Source organism: Phaeodactylibacter xiamenensis, from assembly GCF_965229835.1.
Taxonomy (GTDB): Bacteria; Bacteroidota; Bacteroidia; order Chitinophagales; family Saprospiraceae; genus Phaeodactylibacter; species Phaeodactylibacter xiamenensis.
On sequence record NZ_OZ245931.1, the window covers coordinates 3,221,133 to 3,247,646 of the forward strand.

At 49.4% G+C, this 26,514-nt stretch carries 26 protein-coding genes; 10 read left to right on the forward strand and 16 right to left on the reverse strand.

Annotated elements, in window-relative coordinates; genetic code table 11:
• Window positions 1-7 precede the first annotated feature (7 nt).
• The 3 genes from rnc to ACO08I_RS11860 form a co-directional block, all read right to left on the reverse strand.
• Complete coding sequence (rnc, locus tag ACO08I_RS11850) at window positions 8-742, reverse strand: ribonuclease III (protein WP_282783699.1); 735 nt, start codon at window positions 740-742, stop codon at window positions 8-10.
• A gap of 207 nt (window positions 743-949) precedes the next feature.
• The gene (gene fabF / locus ACO08I_RS11855) at window positions 950-2,197 is read right to left on the reverse strand and encodes a beta-ketoacyl-ACP synthase II (protein ID WP_044221103.1); all 1,248 of its coding nucleotides are present in this window, start codon (window positions 2,195-2,197) and stop codon (window positions 950-952) included.
• 213 nt (window positions 2,198-2,410) lie between these two features.
• Window positions 2,411-2,653 (reverse strand): acyl carrier protein, encoded by a 243-nt coding sequence (locus ACO08I_RS11860; RefSeq protein WP_044146360.1) that lies wholly within the window; start codon window positions 2,651-2,653, stop codon window positions 2,411-2,413.
• A gap of 360 nt (window positions 2,654-3,013) precedes the next feature.
• Here ACO08I_RS11860 and pyk point away from each other — a divergent pair, with 360 nt between their 5' ends.
• Window positions 3,014-4,447 (forward strand): pyruvate kinase, encoded by a 1,434-nt coding sequence (pyk, locus tag ACO08I_RS11865; RefSeq protein ID WP_044221100.1) that lies wholly within the window; start codon window positions 3,014-3,016, stop codon window positions 4,445-4,447.
• Here pyk and ACO08I_RS11870 read toward each other — a convergent pair whose 3' ends face one another.
• Window positions 4,448-5,191, reverse strand: a complete 744-nt coding sequence (locus ACO08I_RS11870; protein ID WP_421949416.1) for a nucleotidyltransferase family protein — start codon at window positions 5,189-5,191, stop codon at window positions 4,448-4,450. It abuts the gene before it with no gap.
• 24 nt (window positions 5,192-5,215) lie between these two features.
• On the opposite strand from ACO08I_RS11870, the gene lpxK reads away from it, so the two are divergent.
• From lpxK to dnaB, 5 genes are all read left to right on the forward strand, one after another.
• The gene (gene lpxK, locus ACO08I_RS11875; protein WP_282783705.1) at window positions 5,216-6,283 is read left to right on the forward strand and encodes a tetraacyldisaccharide 4'-kinase; all 1,068 of its coding nucleotides are present in this window, start codon (window positions 5,216-5,218) and stop codon (window positions 6,281-6,283) included.
• Window positions 6,284-7,573 carry a lysophospholipid acyltransferase family protein gene (locus ACO08I_RS11880; protein ID WP_421949417.1) on the forward strand — a complete coding sequence of 430 codons (1,290 nt, stop codon included), beginning with the start codon at window positions 6,284-6,286 and terminating at the stop codon, window positions 7,571-7,573.
• 4 nt (window positions 7,574-7,577) lie between these two features.
• Window positions 7,578-8,693, forward strand: coding sequence for a glycosyltransferase (locus tag ACO08I_RS11885; RefSeq protein WP_421949418.1), 1,116 nt, complete (start codon window positions 7,578-7,580; stop codon window positions 8,691-8,693).
• On the forward strand, window positions 8,684-9,337 hold the full coding sequence (locus ACO08I_RS11890; RefSeq protein ID WP_421949419.1) for an RNA polymerase sigma factor: 654 nt from the start codon (window positions 8,684-8,686) through the stop codon (window positions 9,335-9,337). Before ACO08I_RS11885 ends, ACO08I_RS11890 begins: the two co-directional genes overlap by 10 nt.
• A gap of 227 nt (window positions 9,338-9,564) precedes the next feature.
• Window positions 9,565-12,111: a replicative DNA helicase gene (dnaB, locus tag ACO08I_RS11895; protein ID WP_282783712.1), complete on the forward strand. Its 2,547-nt coding sequence runs from the start codon at window positions 9,565-9,567 to the stop codon at window positions 12,109-12,111.
• Window positions 12,112-12,158: 47 nt separating this feature from the next.
• On the opposite strand, the gene ACO08I_RS11900 is transcribed toward dnaB, so the two are convergent.
• The 12 genes from ACO08I_RS11900 to ACO08I_RS11955 form a co-directional block, all read right to left on the reverse strand.
• Window positions 12,159-13,049, reverse strand: a complete 891-nt coding sequence (locus tag ACO08I_RS11900; protein WP_421949420.1) for a F0F1 ATP synthase subunit gamma — start codon at window positions 13,047-13,049, stop codon at window positions 12,159-12,161.
• Entirely contained in the window at window positions 13,049-15,598 is a 2,550-nt protein-coding gene (locus ACO08I_RS11905) for a cation-translocating P-type ATPase (protein ID WP_282777620.1), read from the reverse strand. Before ACO08I_RS11905 ends, ACO08I_RS11900 begins: the two co-directional genes overlap by 1 nt.
• A 14-nt stretch (window positions 15,599-15,612) precedes the next feature.
• Entirely contained in the window at window positions 15,613-17,217 is a 1,605-nt protein-coding gene (locus tag ACO08I_RS11910; RefSeq protein WP_282777622.1) for an alternate F1F0 ATPase, F1 subunit alpha, read from the reverse strand.
• Window positions 17,210-18,001, reverse strand: a complete 792-nt coding sequence (locus ACO08I_RS11915; RefSeq protein WP_282777624.1) for a hypothetical protein — start codon at window positions 17,999-18,001, stop codon at window positions 17,210-17,212. Before ACO08I_RS11915 ends, ACO08I_RS11910 begins: the two co-directional genes overlap by 8 nt.
• A gap of 4 nt (window positions 18,002-18,005) precedes the next feature.
• A complete protein-coding gene (locus tag ACO08I_RS11920; RefSeq protein ID WP_282777626.1) occupies window positions 18,006-18,275 on the reverse strand; it encodes a F0F1 ATP synthase subunit C in 270 nt (89 codons plus the stop codon).
• Window positions 18,268-18,972, reverse strand: coding sequence for a F0F1 ATP synthase subunit A (locus ACO08I_RS11925; protein WP_282777628.1), 705 nt, complete (start codon window positions 18,970-18,972; stop codon window positions 18,268-18,270). The genes ACO08I_RS11920 and ACO08I_RS11925 overlap by 8 nt, the downstream gene beginning before the upstream one ends.
• A complete protein-coding gene (locus tag ACO08I_RS11930; RefSeq protein ID WP_282777629.1) occupies window positions 18,962-19,276 on the reverse strand; it encodes an ATP synthase subunit I in 315 nt (104 codons plus the stop codon). Before ACO08I_RS11930 ends, ACO08I_RS11925 begins: the two co-directional genes overlap by 11 nt.
• The gene (locus ACO08I_RS11935; protein ID WP_282777631.1) at window positions 19,269-19,583 is read right to left on the reverse strand and encodes an AtpZ/AtpI family protein; all 315 of its coding nucleotides are present in this window, start codon (window positions 19,581-19,583) and stop codon (window positions 19,269-19,271) included. Before ACO08I_RS11935 ends, ACO08I_RS11930 begins: the two co-directional genes overlap by 8 nt.
• On the reverse strand, window positions 19,580-19,972 hold the full coding sequence (locus tag ACO08I_RS11940; RefSeq protein WP_282777633.1) for a F0F1 ATP synthase subunit epsilon: 393 nt from the start codon (window positions 19,970-19,972) through the stop codon (window positions 19,580-19,582). The genes ACO08I_RS11935 and ACO08I_RS11940 overlap by 4 nt, the downstream gene beginning before the upstream one ends.
• A complete protein-coding gene (gene atpD, locus ACO08I_RS11945; RefSeq protein ID WP_282777635.1) occupies window positions 19,969-21,426 on the reverse strand; it encodes a F0F1 ATP synthase subunit beta in 1,458 nt (485 codons plus the stop codon). The genes ACO08I_RS11940 and atpD overlap by 4 nt, the downstream gene beginning before the upstream one ends.
• 184 nt (window positions 21,427-21,610) lie before the next feature.
• Window positions 21,611-22,312: a hypothetical protein gene (locus ACO08I_RS11950; protein WP_282777637.1), complete on the reverse strand. Its 702-nt coding sequence runs from the start codon at window positions 22,310-22,312 to the stop codon at window positions 21,611-21,613.
• 175 nt (window positions 22,313-22,487) lie between these two features.
• Window positions 22,488-22,742, reverse strand: coding sequence for a hypothetical protein (locus tag ACO08I_RS11955; RefSeq protein ID WP_282777639.1), 255 nt, complete (start codon window positions 22,740-22,742; stop codon window positions 22,488-22,490).
• A 432-nt stretch (window positions 22,743-23,174) separates the two neighbouring features.
• On the opposite strand from ACO08I_RS11955, the gene ACO08I_RS11960 reads away from it, so the two are divergent.
• From ACO08I_RS11960 to ACO08I_RS11975, 4 genes are read left to right on the forward strand one after another with little or no spacing between them, the layout of a single operon-like run.
• On the forward strand, window positions 23,175-24,023 hold the full coding sequence (locus tag ACO08I_RS11960; protein ID WP_282777641.1) for a hypothetical protein: 849 nt from the start codon (window positions 23,175-23,177) through the stop codon (window positions 24,021-24,023).
• Window positions 24,024-24,059: 36 nt separating this feature from the next.
• Window positions 24,060-24,527: a DUF2231 domain-containing protein gene (locus tag ACO08I_RS11965; protein WP_282777642.1), complete on the forward strand. Its 468-nt coding sequence runs from the start codon at window positions 24,060-24,062 to the stop codon at window positions 24,525-24,527.
• 43 nt (window positions 24,528-24,570) lie between these two features.
• Window positions 24,571-25,248, forward strand: coding sequence for a bestrophin family ion channel (locus tag ACO08I_RS11970; RefSeq protein ID WP_282777644.1), 678 nt, complete (start codon window positions 24,571-24,573; stop codon window positions 25,246-25,248).
• Between the two features lie 24 nt (window positions 25,249-25,272).
• Complete coding sequence (locus ACO08I_RS11975; RefSeq protein WP_282777646.1) at window positions 25,273-26,490, forward strand: ISL3 family transposase; 1,218 nt, start codon at window positions 25,273-25,275, stop codon at window positions 26,488-26,490.
• Window positions 26,491-26,514 lie beyond the last annotated feature (24 nt).

Below are 26,514 nucleotides of genomic sequence, written 5' to 3' on the forward strand. Positions count from 1 at the left end.
TAACAGATTAGTCCTCTGTATCGAGGATGCCCATAGAGTGCATGGCTTTTTCAGAAGCGGTTTGTTCGGCGCTTTTCTTGTTGAAGTCGTCGGCGGTGGCTATTTTCTTGCCATTCACCATGACTGCAACTTTGAAGCGGTCCCGCTTTTCGAACTTATACCGTGCCAGGAGCTTGTAAGTAACGGTTTGGCCGTTTTTCTGGCACCATTCCAGCAGCTGGCTCTTGTAGTTGTCATCCACGGTTTCCAGCTCGTGTACGTCCACGTAGTTGCGCAGGATTTTATTGACTACGAAGCGCTTAGTGCCTTTGTAACCCTTTTCCAGATAAACTGCGCCAACGAGTGCCTCCACCGCATTTCCCAGCATAGAGCGGCTCAGGCGGGTCTGATTGTACTCAGAGAGCAGCATATCCAGCCCCATCTTATCGCCGATCAGGTTGAGTGATTTGCGCTTGACGATCTTCGAGCGCATTTTGGTGAGAAAGCCCTCGTCGCTGTTAGGGTATTTCTTAAAGAGATACTCTGCTACGATAGTACCGAGCACAGCGTCGCCCAGGTATTCCAGGCGTTCGTTGTTCTGCACTGCGTAGGGTTTCTCCGAAGAGGAAGACTTGTGGGAAAAAGCCAGCTTAAAAATAGCCATATTGGCAGGGGTGAAACCAATAAGCTGCCGCAAACGGCGGGCCAGTTCCTTATCCTCGGATAAAAAATGGTTATAAAACCTAAATACGAGCCGCAACAAAACCTTAGTGTTTTGTGAAAAGATATTGTTATCTAAGGAGTAAGGCGGTAACAGGCTTGATGCGCGCTGCCGCTCTACTCTTTTAAAACCAACGGGAGAATCCGGTATACCAAGCCCGCTCAAATAAATGCGGCGGCCCCATACCAGCCTCCCTAAAAGACGGCTCGCCTGCGATTGGGGAATCCAATTCCCCAGGCGCAGAAGTGCCTAATCTTCGTACTTCTTAAATACGACAGAGGAATTGTGCCCTCCGAAGCCAAAAGTGTTGCTGAGAATCGCTCTGACTTCCCGCTCCTGCGCTTCGTTAAAGGTCAGGTTCAGTTTAGCATCCAGCTCCGGATCATCCGTGAAGTGGTTGATCGTAGGCGGGATAAAACCATGCTGAATGGCCAGGATGCCTGCAATCGACTCCACTGCTCCGGCGGCGCCAAGCAAATGCCCGGTCATGGATTTCGTGGAACTGATATTCAGATTGTAGGCATGCTCGCCAAAGACCTGCTGAATGGCTTTCACCTCTGCAATATCCCCAAGTGGGGTAGACGTGCCGTGCACGTTGATGTAATCAATATCTTCCGGATTGAGCCCGGCATCTGCCAATGCGATCCGCATAACGTTGCCTGCACCCAGTCCCTCGGGATGTGGCGCAGTGATGTGGTGGGCATCTGCGGTAGCGCCTGCACCAACGATTTCGGCATAGATGGTCGCACCACGCTTTTTAGCGTGCTCCAGTTCTTCGAGCACGATTGCGCCTGCGCCCTCGCCGAGGACGAAGCCATCACGGTCCGCGTCAAACGGACGGGAGGCGGTTTTGTAATCATCGTTGCGGGTAGAGAGTGCTTTCATCGCATTGAAGCCACCTACTCCAGCCTTTGTCACTGTAGCTTCTGAGCCACCGGTAATGACAACATCCTGCCGGCCCAGGCGGATTTGATCAAAAGCAGTGCCAATTGCATGAGAAGAAGAAGCACAGGCAGAAACGGTCGCAAAATTCGCGCCCCGGAAACCATACCTGATGGAGATCAGCCCGGCAGCAATATCGGAGATCATCTTAGGGATCATGAAAGGGTTGTAGCGAGGTGTGCCATTTCCCGTGATATGATCTTCGATTTCCTTTTCCAGTGTAGCCAGTCCGCCAATCCCGGAGCCCCAGATAACCCCTGCACGGTCGACGTTAATCTTTTCAACATCGATGCCCGAATTTTCCATGGCCTCCGCAACGCTATACATCGCATAGATGGTAAAATTATCCATGCGGCGCATTTCGCGGCGGTCTACTTTTTCTTCAGGTTGGAAATTCTTGAGTTCGCAGGCAAACTGAGTCTTGAATTGGGAAGCATCAAAATGAGTGATAGGATTAGCACCACTGAGGCCATTCTGTAAACCTTCCAGGTATTCGCTAATTGAGTTTCCGATGGGGGTTACTGCTCCTAGTCCTGTTACGACAACCCTTTTCATTGGCTTAATTTGATTTGGTTCCAGCCTCCTGTTGCAACGGCTAAGTTATGCCCGTGTAATTGTTTGGTTGGAAATTTGCGCCTTGTATTTGGTAGAGAATGTAGCCGGGAGGTTCAAAATGCAATTTTAAAGAAGGCGCGGAGATACAAATCAGAGACTTTCCTCAGAAAGCCTCTAATTTGCATACGTTAAATCCGGAAACAGCAAACGCTGTTACGCTTCTTTAACCTGTGACTCCAGATAAGAAACAGCCTGGCCTACCGTTTGAATAGCTTCAGCCTGTTCGTCCGGAATAGCGATATCGAACTCCTTTTCGAACTCCATGATGAGCTCCACGGTGTCCAGAGAGTCGGCCCCCAGATCGTTCGTGAAGTTTGCATCCGGGTTCACCTCTGATTCGTCGACACCTAATTTGTCGACGATGATCTTATTAACTCTTTCTGCAATGCTAGACATAAGTGAATTCGCTTTATTGGTTTACAATTGCGATGCAAAGAAACGTAGAAGAACCTTGACTACCAAAGTTTTTCAAAAAAAAGTTACCCCCCTGAACCTCTGAAATACCCTGCTATTGCTGAATCCCAGCCGATTCAGGGTTCAGTTTCAGCCTGGTTTTTTTCTTTTAAAGTGGCTGCTGCCTGTTCGGAAATCAGCCCCTCAAATGCCGCCGTACCGGTATTTGTTCATAGGTTTTTAACCATAGGCGGTTTGTATATTATTAGGATTAGCGTACTTTTACAGTTAGGATTATTGTAAATTTTACACTTAGTCTGTTGCAAACACAAAATTACACCCAATTAAAAAATTACCAGACGCATGAAAGTCGTTGACCATCAAAATACTAAAATTGTGGCAACCGTAGGTCCTGCCTGCAATAGTTACAATCAATTGCTGGAATTGGTCAAAACGGGTGTGGACGTATTCCGCCTTAACTTTTCCCACGGCACCCATCAGGATCACCAACAGGTCATTGATCACGTCACTTACATCAACGAAAAGTATAACCTGCACATTAGTATTCTTGCCGACTTGCAGGGCCCTAAGCTCCGTGTAGGCAAAATCAAGGATAACGCCCTTGAGCTTAAAGAAGGGGATGTGATCACCCTCGTCAACGAAAAGTGCGTGGGTACCATGGAGAAAATCTACATGAGCTACGAAAGTTTTGCCCGGGATGTTAAGGTGGGCGAGCGCGTGCTCGTAGATGACGGCAAACTCGTATTTGAAGTCCTTGAAACCAATAAAGAGGATACGGTCAGGCTCAAAACCCTCTTCGGCGGCACCCTTTCCTCCAATAAAGGCGTCAACCTGCCCAATACAAAAATTTCTCTGCCTTCCCTTACGGAAAAAGACCTGGTGGACCTTGAGTTCATCCTCACACAGCCGGTCAACTGGATTGCCCTCTCCTTCGTACGGCACCCTAAAGACCTCAAAGATTTACGCAGACGCATCGAAGCGAAAAACCACCCTGCCAAAATCATCTCCAAAATCGAGAAGCCGGAAGCGGTAGAGCGGATTGACAAAATCATCAAGCACTCCAATGCGATCATGGTAGCCCGGGGCGACCTGGGCATCGAAGTGGCTATGGAGCGCCTGCCGCTTATCCAGAAGGACATCATCGCTAAGTGTATTCAGCGGGCCCGACCAGTGATTGTCGCCACGCAGATGATGGATAGCATGATCACCAACCCAAGCCCGACCCGTGCAGAGATCACCGACGTAGCCAACGCCGTACTCGATGGCGCGGATGCCGTAATGCTAAGTGGTGAAACCTCCGTGGGTAAGCATCCCGTGAAGGTGGTGGAAGCCATGAATAAAATCATTGAGGAGGCAGAGACGCACTACGACTTCAAGGACCGCCGCCCGATCGCAACCTCAAAAACCCGGACGTTCCACTCGGATGTCATTTGCTTTAATGCCGCACAGACTGCTATGCAGGTCAATGCCAAAGCAATTATCGGTATGACAAGCTCGGGCTACACCGCATTCAAAGTTTCGAGCTACCGGCCGAAGACCGATATCTACATCTTCTCCGACCGCATGCACATGCTCGCCACCCTTAACCTCGTTTGGGGCGTGCGCTGCTTCTACTACGACCGGTTCACCACCACTGATGAGACCATCGCGGATGTAACGGAAATCCTGAAGCGCGAAGGGCGCGTCAAACCCGGTGATGTCATCATCAATACGGGTAGTATGCCGCTGCATCGCCGCCACCGGACCAACATGATGAAAATCACGCCGGTCGAGTAATCAACCCATAAAGCCAGATGCGGATAAAGCCCGGGCAAGTTCAGCCGCCGGCTCCAGCGCATCTGGCTTTCCCACATCCAGCCACTGCGAATGCTCGTGTCTAAAGCCAGCTATCTTTGCACTGCGGGCTGCATGCAGATAAACGTCTATGATTGAAAAGGCTTCCTGCTCTGGCATGTAATCGAACAGCCGCGGGTGGAGATACTGTATCCCGCTAAAGGCCAATGCTGTGGTGGAAGGCACCGCTCTGCTGATTTTTTCTTCTCCCGTTTTGGCATTTTTCCAGCCACTGAGCAACCCTGCTTCATCAAACAGGAGATAGCGCGAAGTCTTACGGTCCCGCACGGCAAGGGTGGCAAGCGCCCCGCTAGCTTCATGGGCGCGCCGGAAAGCGTGTAGGTCAAGGTCGGTGAGAATGTCCGCATTGTGCACCAAAAAGGAATCTCCGCCCTGTAGCCACTTTGCAGCCTTCCGCAAGCCGCCTCCTGTGTCCAGCAATTGCTTCCTTTCATCGGAAATATGAATGACCGCCCCGAAATTATTATTCCTTTGCAGAAAATCTTCGATCTGATCGGCAAAGTGGTGTACGTTAACAACCACTTCCTCATACCCGAAAGCCAGAAGGCGGCGCAAGGCGATTTCCAGCAACGGGTACCCCCCCACTTCCACAAGCGCTTTCGGGCGGTCATTGGTTAAAGGGCGGAGTCGGGTGCCAAGGCCGGCAGCGAAGATCATAGCTTTCATGATAATTCTGTTATTTTAGCCGCTATGATACAAAAACAACTTGTACAGATTCTACTCGCCCCCTTTTCTTTGCTGTACGGCATCGGTGTCAGTGTGCGGGACTTCCTGTACAAGCAGGGGCTGCTCAAGGGAGTGGAGTTTAATCTTCCGGTCATCTCCGTTGGCAATTTATCGGTTGGGGGTGCAGGCAAAAGCCCGCATATTGAGTACCTCATCCGATTGTTGAAGGACTACATCGACATCGCTACCTTAAGCCGGGGCTATGGCCGCAAGACCAAGGGCTACCTGGAAGTACACGCCGACATGACTGCCGAGCAGGCCGGTGACGAACCCCTGCAGTTTAAGCGCAAGTTTCCGGAGATCATGGTCACCGTTTGTGAAAGCCGCACCTTTGCCATCCCCAAAATCATGATGGCCCGGCCCGAGACCAAAGCGATACTGCTGGACGATGCCTTTCAGCACCGGTCAGTGAAGCCCGGCATGAATATCCTGCTCACCGAATACAGCCACCCCTTTACCCGGGACTACCTTTTGCCTGCAGGCCGGCTCCGGGAATGGCGTTCGGCCTATGAGCGGGCGGATATCATTATTGTCAGTAAGTGCCCGCCGCAGCTATCGGAGGAGGAACGGCAGGCCTTTACAGCCGAAATCTCCCCCCTACCCCATCAGAAACTGTACTTTTCTTATTACGATTACGGGCAGCCTTATTTCATTCTGAACCCGCGCTACCGGCTGGAGTTTACGCCGGAACTGGAGGTGCTGCTGATTTCAGCTATTGCCCGGACGGACTACCTGCAGGCTTACCTTGAGGGGCAGGTTGAACACATCAAAGCGATGGAATACGAAGACCATCATTACTTTACCAAATATGATGTGGGGCAGCTCAAAGCTAACTTTGACCGTATGGAGACCAACCGAAAGGCTATTCTCACCACCGAGAAAGACGCCATGCGCCTGCAGTTGCACCATCAATATATCAAGGAGCATCAACTGCCTGTTTTTGCCCTGCCGGTACAAGTGCGCTTCCACTTCGGCCAGGCTGCCGATTTTGACGAAACCATCCAACAATACCTCTTAAATTTTCAGGTGTAGATGAACCCCATCCTTTACCTTATATATCAGTTCCTGAAGCTGCTTACCAAGATTTCCTTCCGGGTTTACTACCCTAATGCCACTAGGATGAACCTGGACCGGTTGCGCTACCGGGGCGGCAGTATTTTGGTATCCAACCACCCCAATACCCTGCTCGACCCCCTCAATGCCGCCTGCCGGGTACCCAAGGTGGTGCATTTTCTGGCTAATGCCAGTCTTTTTCAGACGCCGTTTACCAACTGGTTTTTCAATACCTTCTATTGCATTCCGGTGGAGCGCCCCCAGGACACCAAGGGCAAGCCGATCAATAATGCCAACGCTTTCCGAAAGAGCCAGCAATTCATCAACAAAGGGGGGTGCCTTTTCATTGCCCCTGAGGGCGGAAGTGATATGGAACGGCGGGTGCGGCCTTTCAAAACCGGCACGGCGCGGATTTTGCTCGGGGCAGCTGCCATGAACGATTTCGAAACTGATTTGCGGATTTTACCCGTGGGCCTTACTTATGACCACCCCCATCGTTTCCGGTCCCGCATGACGGTCAATGCAGCGCCTCCGATTCTTGCGCGGGATTATGCTGAAGCCTACCGGACAGACAAGGTACAGGCCGCCCGGCAGCTTACGCAAGATCTGGAGCAGGCTATCCGCGATCATACGATCGACACGAAAGACGAAGCCGAGGATACCATCATATTACGGGCAGAAGAACTGCTAAGGAACAGCCACCCGCTGAAAGGCTCCGATCACTTCAGGCGTACGAAAAAGTGGATCGAAGGCTTACGGAAACAAGCGCAACAAGCTCCGGAGGCTTACCAGGCGTACGCAGAACAGCAGCAAAAGTATTGGACTAAACTTACGGAAGCCCGGACTACCGACGAGGCTGTAGCTAAACGCCCAGGCCTGGCAGCTGTGACTTACCTGATACTCGGAGCGCCATTTGCACTATACGGCTGGATAAACAATTTACTGGCGGGTTATCTGCCCAAACTCGCTTCCGAAAAGCTCGGCCTTTATATCGGTTACACGGCTTCAGTCCGAATTCTGTGCGGCGTGTTTGCCTTTCCTATTGTCTACGCTCTGCAATCCTGGGCAGTGGGCGCCTGGCTGGGAGGCACAGCAGGATGGATTTACCTGCTCAGCCTTCCCCTTTCCGGCTGGCTGTACCTGAAATGGCAACCGGTGGCCACGCGATTCAAAAACCGGCAAAAGGCCAAAAGCATGAAACACCTTGATGAAGCAAAGGCTGAGCGGGCCACCCTGCTGAAGGCTACCCTGCAATACCTTAACCCCTGAGCCTATGGGCTACCCCGAAGCCATGGAACCTATCCTGCTGGGCCTGTTTCTGGCTGCCACCTTTGTACAGCTTTTGTACTGGCTGGGGTTGTTTTCGAGGCTTGCGCTGTACCGGCAGCCACCGCCCCCTAAAGTGCCTCCGGAGCCCGTATCCATTATCATTTGCGCTCATAACGAGGCGGAGAATCTTCGTCAGAACCTCCCCCTTTTCCTGGCTCAGGACTACCCTGATTTCGAGGTCCTGGTTGTAAATGATGCTTCTACGGATAATTCTTTGGAAATTCTTTTGGAATTTAAAAGAAAAAGTCCCAACTTGCGCATAGCTAATCTTACAACCAAAGTAAGTCGTGGGAAAAAAGCAGCCTTAAGCAAGGGCATTAAAGCTGCAAAACATAGCATTCTTTTACTTTCCGACGCCGATTGTCGACCCGTTAGCTCCAAATGGCTGGAGCACATGCAAGCATTCATACGGGATAGGGTCGAAATAGGCTTAGGATACAGCCCTTACATTCGTGAAAAAGGCATATTAAATGCCACCATCCGCTTTGAGACGGTTTATTCTGCTGTCCAATATTCTTCATTCGCATTCGTTGGGATGCCCTACATGGGAGTAGGGCGAAATTTGATCTATCGCAAACACTTGTATCGTGAGGCAGGTGGTTTCGATGATCACATGGACGTGACCTCCGGTGACGATGATTTGTTCATCAACGCTGTGGCTACGCCATACAATACCCGGGTGATCCTTTCGCCCGAAGCATTCGTCTTTTCTAAAGCCAAGAGTAGTTGGAGAGGCTACTATCGCCAGAAATCGAGGCATTTATCAACGGGTACCCGGTACCGCCCGGTGCATCAGCTTTTGCTGGGCGCACTGTCAGCGAGCCACTTTGGGCACTATGTATTTGGTCTTGCCTTGATCCTATTTCACAATTTGGAAACCATCGTATTCATTAACTATCTGGTACGGATAGTGGTGGTTACGGCGATGTACGGCCTCATTACGAGAAAGCTTCGAGACCCCTCACTTGTGTTTTGGGTTCCCTTGTTCGATGCGTTGTTCATCCTGTACTACCTGATATTCGCGCCAGCCCTTTTCAAAAAAAAGGAACCATGGACATAGCAGTACAAAACCCAACCCAAAAGCAGACGACAACCTCTTCCACGAACGACGACTACAGCATCGTCAAGGCAGCCATCCGCGGCAATCAGCGCGCTTACGAAACGCTGATGAACCGCTACCGCACGCCGATTTACCACATGATGCTGAAGATGGTCAACAACCGCGAGGATGCCGACGATTTGACGATTGAAGCCTTCGGAAAGGCTTTTTCCAAACTCTCCAGCTACGTGCCCCGCTACGCATTCAGCACCTGGCTGTTCCGTATTGCCATTAATAATGGTATTGATCACATTCGCCGCAAGCGCCTGCAAATCCTTTCCATCGACGAACCGATGGACGGCGACAACAGCAGCGATTACTCCAGCAACATCCCGTCCTACACCCTGGACCCGGAGCAGGAGATCATCCGCAATCAGCGCCTGAGCCTGATGCGGGAGCTGCTCGGCCACCTCAGCCAGAAGTACCGCCTGATGATCGAACTGCGCTACTTTGAGGAAATGAGCTACGAAGAAATCAGCACCGAGCTCGATATTCCGCTCGGAACGGTGAAAGCCCAGCTTTTCCGTGCCAAGGAAGTCCTGAGCAACCTACTCAACCAACCCGGCGCCAGCGCCTACATCGACCAGGTGCGTCAGCGCGCCTAAGCAGGGGATTGCCCCCTGTTCGCAAAGATCCCCTGCCGTGCAGCGCCCTTGCTGTGCGGCAGGTAATTTCCCATTTTCTTCGCCCTTTCTCACCCTCAGGGTTTTTCTTTCCACATTTTTTCTTTGGTTACCAACAGGGGCTCTTAGCAATAAGTGAAAGGGGTTCGCCCCGTTTGTGCACAGAATGCCTTAGCTTTGTAAGCTGCAAAAAAACAGCACAGCAAAATATGGCGGGCGACAAATACCAGGATGGCAATAAGCCAGCCTACCGAAAAGGTGGGCGGCAGAAAAAGGAAGAACTTTCCAACTTCGTGTTCGGAAAGGTGCAGCCACAGGCCGTACCCCTGGAGGAAGCCGTGCTTGGCGCCATTATGCTGGATAAGGAAGCCCTCACGGTAGTCCTTGATATTTTACGGGCTGAAAGTTTCTACCTGAATGCCCATCAGCTGATTTATAAGGCAATGATGAGGCTGTTTGAGAAATCGCAGCCTGTCGATCTGCTCACCGTCACGGAAGAACTGAAGAAAACCAGCGACCTGGAAGCCGCCGGCGGCCCCTACTACCTCATTGAGCTGACCAATAAAGTCGCTTCCGCCGCCAATATCGAATACCACGCCCGTATCATTGCTCAGAAATTCGTGCAGCGGGAGCTCATCACCGTATCCACCAAAATCATCACCGACGCCTACGAAGACTCCACAGATGTTTTTGAACTGCTGGATGATGCCGAGCAGGGGCTTTTTTCCATTGCTCAGCAGAATATGAGCCGGGGCGTGGAGAGCATGTCTTCCCTTGCCGCCAAGGCCCAGAAGCAAATGGAGGAGCTGCGCAAGAAGGAAGATGGCCTGACCGGAGTACCTTCCGGCTTTACCGACCTGGACCGCCTGACGTCCGGCCTGCAGCGGTCAGATTTGATCATTTTGGCGGCGCGTCCGGGCATGGGTAAATGCCTGGGCAAAGGCACTAAGGTGCTGATGTACGATGGCAGCCTGAAGAAAGTAGAGGACGTAGTGCCCGGCGACCTGCTCATGGGCGACGATTCTACCCCAAGGCGCGTCATGACAATTGCCAGAGGCCGGGAACGGATGTACTGGATCCGGCAAAACAAGGGTAAGGATTACCGGGTGAACGAAAGCCATATCCTTTCCCTGAAGAAGAGCCGTCAGGAAGGTAAAGGAGAGCGTGGCAGCATTCTTGATATTTCGGTAAGAGACTACCTGGCAATGTCTGCTAAATTCCAGAGTAATTACAAAGGCTATAAAGTTGCGGTCGACTTTCCGGAACAGGCGGTTCCACTCCCCCCCTACTTTCTCGGGCTTTGGCTGGGTGATGGGTCTTCCTACAAAAGCAACATCATCAATCAGGATGAGGAGGTGGTTGCCTATCTGGAGGAACTGGCTCAGGCAAAAGGGCTGGAGCTGGTCACCTACAAGCAGGAAGGAAAATGCCCGGAACACCGGATCAGCAACCGGTCAGAAGGCCGGCATGGGTACAGTATTCAGGGCGTACTCCGGGAAATGGAGGTACTGCAAAATAAACATATTCCTCAAGCCTACCTTATCAATAGCCGTCAAAAGCGGCTTGAGTTGCTGGCCGGGCTGATTGACAGCGACGGGCACTATCTGGTTCAATCGAATGGGTACGAAATCACCCAAAAGAATGAAGCGCTGGCCCGCCAAATCAAATTCCTCTGCGACAGCCTTGGCTACCGGGTGAGCTTCAAGCCCAAGCAAGCAGTCATCAGCAGCATCGGCTATGAATCTACCGTTTACCGGCTCCGGATTTATGGCAATCTGGATGAAGTACCGGTCAAAGTGGAACGCAAACAAGCCGCCCCGTGGAAGAGCCTGGTCAACTGGCAAGTCACCGGTATTCAGGTGGTGTACGATAAAGTAGACGATTACTACGGTTTTGAGATTGACGGCAACCGGCGCTTCCTGCTGGAAGACATGACCGTTACGCATAATACCGCCTTTACGCTCTCTCTGGCCCGAAACGCCGCCATGACCTTCAAAAAAGCAGTCGCCTTTTTCTCTCTGGAGATGTCTGCCCTGCAGCTCGCTCAGCGTATCATTGCGATGGAAGCGGAGATCTCCGGTATGAAAATGCGGAACGGGCAGTTGGAGGACTACGAGTGGGAACAGCTCAATGCAGCCCTGGAGCGAGTGAGCGAAGTCCCCATCTACATTGACGATACGCCGGGCATCAACGTCTTCGAGCTGCGGGCCAAATGCCGCCGCCTGAAGATGCAACACGACATCGACCTGATCGTGATCGACTACCTGCAGCTGATGAGTGGTGGCGGGGACAATCAGCGCGGCAACCGGGAACAGGAGGTCAGTGCCATCTCCCGTGCCCTCAAAGGCCTGGCAAAAGAACTTAACGTGCCGGTCATCGCCCTTTCTCAGCTGAGCCGTGCGGTGGAGACCCGCGGGGGCAGCAAACGGCCGCAGCTGTCGGATTTGCGCGAGAGCGGAAGCATCGAGCAAGACGCTGATATTGTGGCGTTTATATATAGACCAGAATACTATGATATTCTAGAAGACGAGGAAGGCATGTCCCTCAAAAACGTAGCCGAGCTGATTGTCGCCAAGCACCGGCATGGTGCCCTGGAAACCGTCCGCATGCGCTTTGAAGCCGAGTTCGCGCGCTTTTCCGACCTCGATGACCCTGACTTTGGTGACCTGCCCGGGGATACCTTTGGGGACCCACAGGCGCCCAACATCATCACCCGGCCTTCTAAGATGAATGATGATGAGGACATTCCGTTTTAGGGCAGGCAAGGTATGGATTCGCACAAGCCTCGTTTTGATACGGCTCGTTACCTACGCTTTTTCAGCGCCTCAAAACCCGAGATGACATCGAATAACTCTTCGTCAATGAGGCCTTGCCGCAGTTGATGAAATTGATGATTCAGATGGTCTAATAATTCTTCAATATTTTTCTCTGCACGTTGCATCGCAGTCAGCCGACTGGCATTCTCGCTCGCCAAAGATGCTGCACAGGCCTTGAAAAGGGAGGCAAAAAGGTATTCATGGAGGAGCGCCAACAGTGTACCCGGCCTACTGCCAGCTACCTGGGGAAGGAGTGTTGTGGGCCATTCCAGCGCTAAAAAACGTTGCTTCCATTGTTCATCGAGAGGCAATAACCGCTCCACTACGGAGGTATAACCTACTCCGGTTTTAGGCTGATTATTAAAAACGTAAACTCCATTAAAACGTCCGCTTTGAACCTCTTCTTCACTGTTGATGAGGATTTGGCTTACCAGGGGTGTGACCCCCTCGACCACACCCGGCAGTGGGAAGTTTTTAGTGGGATGTAACCCCATATCCAGCAATCGCAAACGCATGCGCTCACCCACCACCCAAAATTCTTTATCCCCTGGTAAATCAGCAAGGTAGGCAGCTGCAAAATCGGCAAGCGTGTCATTAAACTGGCCCACAAGCCCCTGATCTGAGCCAAAAACGACGGCACAGTGCAAGGGGGCTTTCCTGGTCTGTCCGGCCCTTTTGTGTAGGAAAACACTTGTTGGCTTTTCGCTGAAACAGGCATGTATACCCAGCGCAATCGTCCGGTGGTACTTACCCAGCGCACGAACCGCTAGTTCATATTGCCCGATATTGGCAGCGGCCATGGCTTTCATGGTGCGAACGACTGATTTCAAGTCTTCTGCACCCGCTAGTTTCTGCTGTATATGAGCCAGGGTTTCCATCAGGATAGATTGTTTTTGTGATCAGAATGGAGATAGGCTGACCCGTTGATCTTGCTTTTTCGCCGGGTTCTGATTTTTACCAGTTCATACCACATAACGGAGATAAAGCCTATCGCTGCACTCGTGAAAAACTGTGCGGCATTGACTCGTTCAAATCCGAAAAATGCCGTTAAGGGTGGAACAAACAGCAGGAGCCCGGTAATCGTAGCGGTAATAGCAATAACAAGAAATACCAAGTTGTTTTTATACCGCATCGTAGTGAAAACGGAATAGTAAAAAGAGCGATTGACCAGCGTCAGGAAAATATTAGCCGTTATCAAAACCAGGAATACGAGGGTTCGGGTCAGGGCTTCGTCAAGTGCCAGAGCAACGGAATATTGATAAACGAACAGCGCTCCGGCAGTGATGGCTAACCCTTGGATAATACTGGTCGTCAATTCCTTCCAATTGAAAAAAGTAGTCGTTAGGGGCCTTGGTTTTTGAAGCATTATATTTTTTTCCATGGGTTCATTTTCAAAAACGATAGAGCAGGTGGGCCCCATGATGAGCTCCAGGAAAATGATATGCACCGGAGAAAATATATTGGGGTAAACCCACCCTAATGTCAAAGGGATGAAAACGGTAAGGATAATGGGGATGTGAATGGATATGATGTATTGAATGGCTTTTTTGAGGTTGGTATAGATCCTTCTGCCCATGGCCACCGCATCCACCATTTTGGATAAATCGTCTTCCAATAAGATCAAAGAGGCGGCTTGTTTGGCTATTTCTGTGCCTTTTTTCCCCATCGCAACACCAATGTGTGCGGCTTTCAGCGCCGGCCCGTCGTTTACGCCATCGCCGGTCATCGCCACAATTTGGTTATTGGCTTTTAAGGCATTAATGATTCTGAGTTTGGCTTCGGGGAACATCCGGGTAAAGATGTTCGTCTCGTTGACTTTTTCGTTTAATTCCGTATCCGATAACTGCATTAATTCATTCCCCGTTAAGCTTTGCTCCAGCCCTTTGAAATCAATCTTCCGGGCAATAGCGGTGGTGGTTTCCGCATTGTCGCCGGTGATAATCTTCACGGCAATCCCAGCCTGGTAAAAGTCTTCCAGGACCTTGTTGATATGCTGCTTGGGAGGATCGTAGAAGCCGACTAACCCTTTAAATACAAAAGGGAGCTCTTGTTGCGTACCGGGGAACTCACTCCCCTCGAAATCACTTTCACCAACACCTAAAACCCGGTAGCCTTCAATGGTTATGGTTTGGATGGCTTGCTCAACCTGCTGCCTTTCTGCGGCCGTCAACTTGCAAACCTCCATCAATGCTTCCGGCGCTCCTTTGGCCGCAATGATACTTTTGCCCGAGTTGTTTTTAAAAACATGGGTCATCATTGGCGGTTTGCCCTGCAGGGGGTATTCATGGACCATCTTGAAATCCGGCCGCTCATCCTTCAGCCCGAGGTTGACGTAGGCATCGTGCACGGCGATTTCCATAGGATCAAAAGGTATAGGTTCACTGGCCCACATCGCTGTTGTGATGAGTTGTTTTTCATCGGCTGCCAACGCTACGTCGGGGCTGGAAATATTTTGGGTAGAGTGGGTAAAGAGCTTTGCCAAACTCATCCTGTTCTCGGTAATGGTCCCTGTTTTATCGGTACAGATGACGGTGGCACTTCCTAATGTCTCGACCGTTTTCATTTGCTTTACCAAAATCCCCATTTTCATTAACCGCCATGCACCTATTGCCATAAAGGCACTGAAGGCCATGGGCACTTCTTCCGGCAAAATACTCATCGCCAACGTGAGCGCCTTCAGCAAACTGTCCAGCAGATCGTAAGAGTGGAAATAGTTGATCGCCCAAACCACCAGGAAAACTATTGTGCCCGCGATGACCAGGTTTTTTACGAAACTGCTTATTTGTATTTCTAAGGGTGTTTTTTCTTCTTTAATGCTTTCCAGGCTTTCACCAATTTTGCCTAGTTTCGTTTCGTTACCGATACTGGTAATCGTCGCAATAGCGAGCCCACTGCTGACTGTGGAGCCTTTGTAAATAAAGGGGTCTTCTTTTTCTTTGTCTTTAAAGACCGGTAAGGATTCACCGGTAAGAATAGATTCGTTGACCGAGAAATCGTTGGAATGTACAATGATTCCGTCGGCGGTAATGGAAGTTCCTTCTTCCACGATCAAACTGTCCCCAACGACCAGTTCTTCACTTTTTATTTCTACGACCTCGCCATTTCTAACCACCTTGCAGTTGGGCTGCGTCAGGTTTTTTAGCTTTTGCAAGGCATTGCGGCTTCTGGAATCCTGGAACAGGGAAATTGCCGAAACAACAATAATTGCCGATGCAAGAAAGATCGCATCCCCTGTTTTTCCGCTCACAAAATAAATCAGCGCGGCAACCAACAGCAAGAGAATCATGGGCTCTTTGGCCAATTTTTTCAAGGCATCCAATACACTGTTTTCCTGTTTGTACTTCAAGGTGTTTTCCCCAAACTTCTCCCTCGCAAGGCGGATCTGCTCGCTGCTTAGCCCTTGAATATCGAATTGGTCTAATTGCATGGCCGAGGTGTCTTTTAGCTTACTGTAGCAGGTTTGAGTGTATCGTTATCACTTTCGCCACTTCCTTCCTTTTCTATGGTTTCACCTTCCATCGCTGCCTTTTCAAAAGGCGAAAGCGCATGTTTTGCCAGAGTCAGAATGGCGTCCTTATCAGCTTCACTTAGGGGTTGATCTGAAAACAACCGTTTTAGAGCATCCGCAGGGAGCGCGGTGCATGCGTCCAGTAAAGCGGCTTCGGCTTCCTGAAACACCGCAATCGGAATCGTGTCAAAGCATTCTTCGGTCAGGGCTAACAACACCACAATCTGTTCGGCGACCGAAAAAGCATGGAGTTGGTGCTGAATCAGCCAGTTGCGGATCCGTTTCCCGTGCCCGATAGCCTTCCGGGTGTGCTCATCCAGCCGTGTACCAAAGCGGGCATAATTTTCTAACTCTTCAAATTGAGCATAAGCCAGCTTCAGGTTTCCGGTTACAGAACGATAGCCTGGTAACTGCGCTTTTCCGCCTACGCGGGAAACGGATTTGCCCACATCTACTGCCGGCAAAATGCCCAGTTCGAATAACTTGGGGGAAAGGTAAATCTGCCCATCGGTAATCGAGATAAGGTTGGTAGGAATATAGGCTGATATATTCTGCGCCTCGGTTTCAATGATCGGCAGTGCCGTCAGTGACCCGCCTCCCAGTTTATCGCTCAGATGCGTAGATCGTTCCAGCAGCCGGGAGTGTATATAAAAAATATCACCCGGGAAGGCTTCCCGTCCCGGCGGTCTTCTGAGCAACAGGGACAACTCCCGATAAGCACGGGCATGGTGCGTGAGGTCATCATAAACAATGAGCACGTCACGGCCCTGTTCCATAAAATATTCCGCAATACTGGTAGCCGCGTAGGGGGCAATGTATTTCAATCCCGGTGGGTCATTCCCTTCCGTAACGACGACGACCGTATAGGCCATAGCACCCTTTTCTTTAAGGTTTGCGATCACCTTGGCCACGCTTGATGCCCGTTGCCCGATGGCACAATATACACAAAGTACGTTTTTGTCACCCTGATTGATGATGGCATCAACGGCAATGGCGGTTTTGCCGATTTGGCGATCCCCTAAAATCAGCTCCCGTTGGCCGCGGCCAATCGGAATTAAAGCATCAATGACTTTTATGCCGGTTTGTAACGGCACCGCAACCGGTGCCCGGTCCATAATAGCCGTGGCCGTGCGTTCGATGGGCAGCCGCTGCTGAGAGACGATGGGGGCACCCCCGTCTTCCGGCTCACCCAAAGGGTTGATGACACGCCCCATTAATGAATCACCTACCGGAATATCCATTACCCGATGGGTGCGCTCCACTTCTGCTCCCACATTCAGCGCTGCATCTGCTCCCAGTAGGATGACGCCTATTTCTGTTTCATCTATGTTGTAGGCAATGCCAAAGATGTTTTCTGAGAATTTCAACAACTCCTCAAAGCCTACTCCCGGCAAACCGGACACGGTTGCAATACCTGAGGAGACGCTCGTTACATAACCGGTCTCACGAGGTACAAAGGGGAAGTTGTACTTTTCCCGGGCCTCCTGCAATTGATGAAAAACATCAGGGCTACGATGATCGGTATTGGAGTCAGGCATGTTGTTTTTTCGATTCTGAAGAGACCGGTTTTGCATTGTCCGGCAGGAAAATGGTTTCCTCAAATGCGCGGAGGTATTCAGAAATACTCCAGGCAAGTTTATACTCATGCGTACTCAGTTCTATCCCCCCGATTAGCGCCGGGGCAACCTCAAAGGTTAAGGCCGTATCGGCAGTGAGCACTTCATCAATGGATTGCTTTAGTGCTTGCTGTTGTTTTTCAGGAAGGGCTATAGCACTGCGCACCAATAAGGGGGCTGATGACCCGGTAAATGCCGCTTTCAATAGCTTCAATTCCTCCTCTTTTGGGGTTTTGAGACGCTTGATAAAAGCTTTGGTCAATTGTTCTTCCAAACCTACCGCAGCCAAATCGGCGAGGGTTCTGCGTACTATGGCAAAAACCGCTTGCTGAATCTTTTGCTGGTAAGCCTTTTGCTCATTGTGTTGTTGCGCTGTTGCTGCCGTGGCCAGTTTTGCTGCCAGCTTTTCCGCTTCGGCGCGCGCCTGTTCAAGTAATTCCTGTCGCGCTTCGGTGGCTGCGGCAACGGCTTCTGCCATGAGCTTCTCCTTTTTCTGGTCGAAGGAAAGGTTCTTTTGCTCAAACACTTCCTGTTCTTTTTCTGCCTCGGCTTTTGTTGCTTCAGCCGCTTTCAATTGCGCGGCAATTTTCCGCTCCCGTTCGTCTATCGCGTTCAGGATAGGCTTATACAGGAAGCGCTTAAGCAACCACACCAGGATGAAGAAGTTAATGACCTGCGCAATGACGGTAAACCAATTGATTTCCATGACACTAATTGGCGATGATGAAATTCCAGAATGGATTGGCAAAAATGAGAATCATCGAGACTACAAAACAATAAATGGCAGTGGATTCGATCATGGCCAACCCGACAAACAGGGTCCTCGTGATGGTCGGTGCGGCATCGGGTTGCTGCGCTACAGATTGCAGGGCAGAGGCGACCGCTTTGCCTTCGCTTAGTGCCGGGAACATGCACCCTATCCCCGTGGTGAAACCGGCGGTAATAACGGAGACGATGGCTATAACTGTTGTACTATCCATGGTGAATTTGCTTTAGTTTCGTTTTTGTTCTCTTGCTTTCCTGTATGGCTGCGGCAATGTAGACGGTTGCCAAAATGCTGAAAATATAGGCTTGTACCATGCCCGTTAACAAGCCCAAAGCCGTCATGACAACGGGAAATAAAAACGGGGCTATACTTAGTAAGACGGCGACAATCAAGCCGCCGCTCATGATGTTGCCAAAGAGGCGGATCATTAGGGCGAGGGTGCGGGAAACCTCCCCGATGAGGTTGAAAGGGAGCATAATGATGGAAGGCTTGATATAAGACCTTAGATAGCCTGCGAAGCCGCTTTGCTGAATCCCAAAAAAGGGCACAGCAAAAAGAACAGAAATGGCCAGTGCCGCAGTGGTCGAGAGGGAGCCGGTTGGAGGCTCATACCAAGGTAAAATGATCAAGAGATTGGACGTAGCAATGAATAAAAACAAGGTCCCTATAAAACCGATATAATGTTCCGGGTGCTTTAATCCAACTTCCTTAATTTGTTGGTTGATGCCTGTCACCAGGATCTCAAGGAAACTTTGCCAGCGGGAAATCCGCACCTCTGTTTTTAGCCGCCGCGTGATCAGCATCGCCGCAATAACCAGGAGCAGCATAATCGCCCACGTAGTAACCAGCGTGAGGTTGATGGAGAAAAAGCCATGCTCCCAAAAAACGGTTTCGTCCGGGCTAAGATTCATAATGAGCTTCTTTTATGTCCAGGTGGGCAGATTCATAATCCCTGGTCAGGCGAAGGACAATAACCCGCGCGATAATAAAGCCAAGCAGGCAAAGGAGGCCAATCAGCCAACTGCCCCGCTGCATGATCAGGTAAAAACCTGCTAATACGGCTCCGATGCGGAGGATCAAACTGCCCAAAAACCACCAGGCAGGTGTTTTCGACGCTACTGCCTTCCTCACGGTCAACCAAAGGCCTCCGAAAAAGAGGATGCCCAATATGCCTCCTGTGATAAAGGCGACGGCCATAAAAAGTAATTCATTCATCGTCTTCCTTATTGATCTCGTCATGTTCTTTGTTGACCCATTGCCAGGCTAACAGGCAACCGGCAAACAAACCGAGAATTAATAAACTCAGCGTCCAGGAGAAGGACTGGGGGTGATGCTGATCTAACCAGATACCTAATCCGGCTCCGGCCAGTGTAGGGACAACAACAGACCAGCCAATTAGCCCAAACATCCCCAATCCGCCCCAAACACTCTGATGCTCCTCGCGTTGGGCATGCCGTTTTCTCCGTGCCTTATCGCTGACCTGCCGCAACACTTCTTGATGCTTTTTATCGATGGGGTTCATTGGTCACGAAATTTATCCAGGCTTAACAGGAACCCACTCTCCATCCTGGCCATCACGGAGCGCCTGTTTTTTTCGCTTTCATCCAGCTGCTTGAATGCGGTCTCAACCGCTTGGTGCAATTCCTCAAGGCTTGCCCCGCGAATGGCATTACGCACCGACACCACTACTTCCTGCCCTGCTTTGATCATCACGCCTTCATCAATAGCGATATAGTGTTCGCGTTCTGTTTCATAAGTCAAAATTCCCGGAACCAGCGCCGCTACGCAATCCAATCTTTGTGGCAAAAGCCCAAACGCACCTTCAGGGGTCTCCATGACGATACGCTTGACATTTTGGAGGTCTTCAAACACACGAAAAGGGAGTAAGATGGTAAGCTGCATCGTCATCATTTGAGTAGTGGTTCTTTGGATGGTGAAACGGCATTCTTTGGTAAGTCTCCGGCCTCTTTTCCTGCTTTGGCAGGGGCTTTTTCCAGCGCTTCCTTGATGTTCCCAATCATGTAAAAGGCACTTTCGGGCACCTCTTTGAATTCATCAGAAAGGATGCGTTCACAACCCTCAAGGGCATCTTCTAAACGCACCTCTTTTCCCTTGGCGCCACTAAACTGCTCGGTCGCATAAAAAGGCTGCGTGAGAAAACGCTCAAGGCGTCTGGCCCGATTGACAATATGATGGTCTTCGGCGGACAATTGCTCCAGTCCCAGCATGGCAATGATGTCCTTGAGTTCTTCATAGTGGGCCAAGGTTTTGCGGATTTCCTGAGCCAATTCATAATGCCTTTCACCGATAATGCCCGGAGTGGCCATTTTTGAATTGGACGCCAACAAATCAATAGCGGGGTAAAGGCCTTCGCTGGCTTTCTTTCTGGAGAGTACAATGGATGCCGATAAGTGCGAAAATGTGTGAACGGCAGCCGGGTCTGTCAAATCATCAGCCGGTACGTACACCGCCTGAATGGAGGTGATGGCCCCGGCATTAGTATTGGCAATGCGTTCTTCGAGTTTGGATAATTCGGTCTCCAAGGTCGGTTGATAGCCCAGTCGTGAGGGCATTTGCCCCATCAATCCCGAAACTTCCATGCCCGCCTGTATAAAACGGAAAATATTATCGATGAGCAAAAGGACATCCCGATGCTCTTCGACCCGAAAATACTCCGCCATCGTCAACGCTGCATGCCCTACCCGAAAGCGGGCACCGGGAGGCTCATTCATCTGTCCGAACAACAAAACCATATTTTCCAGTACACCTGCATCTTTCATATCGTGGTAGAGTTCGTGGCCTTCCCGGCACCGTTCTCCGATCCCGCAAAACATGCTCACTCCTTTGTCGTGGCCCACCATATTGTGGATCATCTCGGTGAGTAAAACCGTTTTACCGACTCCTGCGCCACCAAATAAGCCGGCTTTGCCGCCACGTTCCAGGGGGATGAGGACATCTATGGCTTTGATCCCCGTGATAAAAACTTCTGACTTGGTGGACCGCCTCGAGAGGGGTGGGGGAGATTGGTGGATGGAGTTCCATTTCACATCGGATAGCGGCTCCTGATGATCAATGGTATTTCCGAACACATCAAACATTCGTCCCATAATACTTTTTCCCACCGGAACGGAAAGTTGTTTCCCCGTTGACGTTACGGTCATACCGCGCGCCAACCCCTGAGTAGGGTTCAGTGCAATGCCGCGTACATGGTGCGCATCTAACTGAGTGAAGACCTCTACGTTTATTTGCTGATCCTGACCGGTAAGCAACAGGGTGTTGATCACCGGTAAATGACCCTCGAACCGGATGTCTACTACACTTCCGCGTACGCTCGTTACTTTGCCGGTATTCGATTCACTATCCATTCCAGAAGGGTTTTTGTTTATGGTCTTGCTCAATGAGCCATTCCTCAACGGCGTAACTGGATAACAGGAAGTAGCTTAAAGTTTGTACTTTTCAGGTTCAAACTATTACACCTTCCCGGTAAAAGGTTACACATATCACAGGTAGTTTGCCCGGAAACAGGGCGTCGCTATTTTTGCCCCGTCCTCAATCGAAAAAGACCTCCTCGATATCAGCCTGATAACAGCCGTAGGGTAGCTGCCCACCAATTTTGGAACCGGGCCCTGTCGTTTCTGCGTAGTAAAAACGGCGGTCACGGTGGGTATAGAAAATGCCCTTTTCGATATCAGGGGCTACCCAAACCCCTACAGCAATGTGCCCTGGATACTTCAGGAAAACGCAATCGTAACGCCAGGCAGACAGTATGCCGGCATAAAGTACAGCCGTATCAGAACAGTCGCCCTGTGCGTCAATCAGGGTCTCCGCTGCATACCGCTGATAAATGCCCATATTGGTTTGATAGGGTAAAGCCTGAACAAAAGAAAGCGCCAGTTCGGCCTCTGGGATGGAATAGACCGATGCCAGGTCTCGAAGTTTCCCGGCCAAAACCAGAATCATCTCTTTAAATGGATCATCGCTAATGAAGTAGGCGAAATTGATCTCACGATGGAATTTAGTCAGGTAGGCTTTTTGCATACTGTCCATTGGAGTATCAAAATCGATGAAGAGGGAATAAGGAATGGTTTGCCCATTTTCATCAATATAGATCCAATGATAGGTGATCCGTTTGCCCGAAAGGAGGTGAGTGCCCCCGTTGACATCGGGGGTTAACTCGCTGATTTGGTTATATAAGCTATTTGGAAAAAGGGACAGCAGTGCTAATATCCAGCACCAATGGTAAGTCTTCATGACCTGTTTAAGTAGATTACAATTGAAAATTACCCTTTTTATCCTAAACAGGTTTACACAATTCCTGGGAAGAGTTACACGATGCCTACTCTTTGATTGTATTTGGAGGTGATTCAGTTGAGAAAACCAGTTCTACATTTTATCCGACTCGTTAAGAGAGGCTAACATAGCATCTCTAAGCTGCATGCAGCGTGTTGGCTTCTTTGTCTACCAGCCGTAGCTTCGCTCTTTGTTCACTGAGGACTAACTGCTCTGGTTTTGTTAGATGCACACTAATACCTACTGTAAAACTGATACCAACAAGGAATCCCAATACAGTGGCAAGTATCCATTGATTCAGAAACCCTAAAGTGACAATAACGGCCATCATGAAGTAAAACCTCAATACCAGGCTGCTAATGCTCAAATCAAATACTTTGAAAGTCATCATGATTGTTCGTTTTACTCAGTTAGTGAATATTACATCGCCCTGCGCCGATCGATTACTTCTGGAAACACGACCGTATAGATTGCCCTGCACGAACGCAGTTTATCTCAGACTGTGAAATTCGGGTATTTCAAGAGATAAAGCATTACATGCATCTTGAAGGGATTTGTATTATTCCCACAATCAGGGCCAAACGCAGGATGATTAGAGTTTATGAATGTGTGAGTTATATAAATCTGCTGAATAATGATGTAATACTTCCGGCTATTAATATGCCGACCTTTACCAGTGTTTTTTACTCCACAGTGAAAACACAATGGTTTTCACTTTACGTAAAGCACATTAGAGTTATTCCTACCTAAAAACGTGATAACCAAGGCATTCGTGACTAAAAAACTTGTAGTCAGGTGATCATCGATAAAAATCAAAACAAACATGAAAACAACCACCAAATGGAATAAGCGTGTCACAAACATCATCACCAGGATTCATCAGGAATTTCCCGAGCTACATAAATACATTGTTGAAAACCCCATAAGCAGCGTAGATAATGGAGGCATAAACGGTAACAACCTGGAAGAGTATTACAACTCTCTGGCAGCGCTGCTAGAAGGGTATTCGAAAACCCATGAGGGTATAAACACAGCAATAGATAAGCCCAGGTCTTCAACTTATCCATTATACCCTCCTTCGGAAGACATCTACAATCAGGAAACGAGAGCAAGGGGCATAAACCCACGTGATCTTTCAAAAGAGAAAGCCCCAAACGAAGCCGTAGGTTCCTGGAATGAAAAGAGCTTTAGAGAGGATATGTCTGGTGATGATTTGGATGTTCCGGGATCAGAGTTGGATGATCAGCAAGAAAGTGTGGGAAGTGAAGATGAAGAAAACAACTACTACAGCTTGGGGGGAGACAACCACAATGACCTGGAAGAAGATAATACAATGAAGATTCAATCTAATACTGACAAGACTGTTAATGGAGATAAAAAAAGTCAAAGTTTCTTTATTTCTCAAATTGTTAAAGAACTCAATTTGTACCAATCGTATATTACGAGAATAGAAGTTCACCTCTCAGACGAAAACGGCAAAAAAGAAGGAAGGAAGGACCTCCGGTGTTTACTTGAAGCCCGGCTTGCAGGCAGGCAGCCCCTGACTGTTTCAAGTCAGGCAGACACTACTGAACTGGCGATATCAGGAGCTATTGGCAAGCTCAAAGCAGCTTTAGAGACCACACTTGGGCGCATCCAAAATCATCATAGTCAGCCAAGTCAGAATTTATAGTTTCTGACTTATTGGACTATAATACACCATTTAATCATGATTACAGCACCACATTTGCATGCCATGGTTATTCATTTCCCGATAGCCTTATTGATGGCAGGCTTCTTATCAGAGCTCGTTGCACTGATTAGCAAAAAGCAATTTTTCAGGAATGCTTCCTTTTATCTGCTGATACTAGGCACCTTAGGTGCTATAGCGGCTTATGTGAGTGGCAGTTATGCCGGTGACGGCATGACGGATGGCCTGCTTCAAAAACCACTGGGCATGCATGAGGAAGCGGCACTTGTGACCCTTTGGCTGGCTATTATCACCGCACTCACAAGAGGAGCCATGTATTTTTTCAACTACCAGAAAGCCTGGGCTAAATGGGCGAGCTTCCTGTTTTATGCCATCTTGATTGGCGCTGTTGCGCGAACGGGCTACCTGGGTGGAGAATTGGTTTTTAAACACGGTGCAGGAATAGAGTTGGTACTCCCTGATTTCAGTGACCAATCCACAGAATAGCATCTCTAATCATGCTTGTGGGTCTTTTTGAGTATGTTTGAAGATGATTAGAACCGAGAAACAGGGATTGGGAGCGCTTATCAAAATCACACTTCCTTACTTTGCGTTGACCGCAGCCTACGCCGCATTCGTATTTCTTCTGGAAGAAAATATTGGCGATCATATTTTCAAAGTCTCAGCGCAAATCGGTTCCGTTTTTGGTATTGCTGTTGCCTTTTTCTTAGGTTTTAGAATGAACTCGGCTTACGACAGATGGTGGGAAGCACGTAAAATATTTGGGAACTTAGTCAATAATTCGAGAAGTTTTACTGCTAAAATCTACACCTACTTCCAATCCCCTTCTAACATAGTCCCGGATGAGGATATGAACAGGACCGTTGAGCTCATTGATTTAACGTGCTGCTACATCAGCCAGTTAAAAAATGAAATACACGAAGTTCCACATCCTCCTTACGATCAAAAAACGCAGTCGCTTTTTAAGAAATATGCGGTTGAACAGACCCATAAAGTGAGTAATGAGGTTTTGATTTCATTATCCACCAAGATTGAAATGGTATTTGCGGACAAAGCAAATATTGAAAAACGCGACTTAATGGAACACATTAATCAGTTTTACAATATTCAAGGCAAAGCCGAACGGATCAACAATACCCCCTTCTTAAAAATATACAGCGCTTTTACTCGGGTAACGGTGCTGTTTTATGTGGCTCTTCGCCATTAATAGTGGGTTTCGTATTTTTAGCAGATGAAAGACACCGAACTATTTGCAGCAGCCTTAGCGCTAAAATCACCTTGGTATATCAAGAAAATTGACTTTCGAGATACAGCACAGGGAGAAAAGGAACTCCATATCGAAGTAGACCACCATAAGCGGGTCAAATTTGAGTACGAGGGCGAGCTGTGCCCTGTGCACGATCATCAATTGCGGAGTTGGCGGCATCTGCGTTTTTTCCAACATGACTGCTATCTGCACGCACGTGTGCCGCGGGTGAAGACGGAGTCAGGAGAGGTACGCCTGGTAGCTGTGCCCTGGGCTGAGCCGGGCAGCTCCTTTACCCTTTTGTTTGAGCTTGACGTTCTAAAGCTTATGGATAAAGGCATGAGCGCCTCTGCAGTTGGCCGCCACTACAGCTTTGATTCCCGTATAGCTAGCCGTATAGTGGGCCGCCATGTAAGCAACGCTTTGGCTACTCAGGAGCTAAGAACGGTCAAGGACCTGTCTGTCGATGAGACCTCACGAAAGAAAGGGCACAACTACCTGACCATCCTATGTGACCGGCAAGCTAAAAAGGTAGTAGGCGTATCTCGGGGCAAAGACCAAAAAGCTGTAGGCCAAGCACTTATCGATATGGAAGCACGTGGCGCAGACAGGGCTACAGTACGGTCAGTGACTCTAGATATGTCACGCTCCTATATCGCGGCCTGTGAGTCCTACCTTCCACAAGCCGAGATGGTTTTTGACCGCTTTCATTTAGTCAAAAAGCTTAATGAAGCTATTGATACTATTCGAAGAGCAGAACAAAAGCAGTTTAAGGAGGCGCTCAAGCACAGCCGGTATTTATGGCTGCGCAATGCCAGCAAGTTATCTCAAAAGCAGCAACAACGCCTGGACTTGTTAAAAGAAGCATTCCCCAATCTAGGCCAGGCCTACCGGCTCAAAGAGCTATTCCGGGAAGTTTTCGATGCGGCTCAGTTCACCAAGCGCCTCAAGCCGCTCAATGAGTGGATAAAGATGGCTTGGGACAGCGGGATCAAGCCCATCCAGGAGTTTGTCAATATGCTCCATGACCATTGGTACGGTATTAAGACCTACTTCAAAAGATTGGCAAATAATGCTTTCGCTGAAGGGGTGAACCTAAAGATTCAGGAAATAAAGAGAATTGCCAGAGGCTATCGGAACCCACACAATTTCATCCTGATGATCTATTTCAAACTCGGAGGACTTGATTTGAAAATCCACTAAATATGGCGAAGAGCCTTTTATGTT